General features: G+C 84.1%; 1 pseudogene. It reads left to right on the top strand.

Features of this window, described 5'->3' with window-relative positions:
- Positions 1–345: pseudogene (locus CR470_RS38540) on the top strand (hypothetical protein); the annotation flags it as partial.

Here is a 345-nt window from a genome sequence, read left to right as displayed (position 1 = left end):
CCCTTCCGGCGCGGGCGGACCCGGCGCCCCGTCCGGCCCCGGTGGCGCGGCCGACGGCGACGCGAGCCGCTCGCGTCCCGACCTGCCGTACTTCTCGGACGCCCCGCAGACCGGCGGCGGACCGGGCCTGCCCGGCCCCGGCCCCGGCCGCAGCGCGCTCGACGGCTACGGCACCGAGCCCCCCGGCGGAGGCCCCCGCTCCACTCCCGGCCTCGGGGTGCGCCCGCCCGGTCCGTCCGGCCCCACCACGGGACCGGTCACCGGCAGCTCCTCGCTGACCCCGAATCTCGACGGCGCCCCGGGCCACGGCGGCGCCCCGGGCCACGGCGGCGCCCCGGGCCACGG

This window comes from Streptomyces sp. rh34 (genome assembly GCF_002551245.1).
GTDB lineage: Bacteria > Actinomycetota > Actinomycetes > Streptomycetales > Streptomycetaceae > Streptomyces.
Note: the sequence above shows the minus strand (reverse complement) of the source record. Positions and strands in the feature narration are given on the sequence as shown.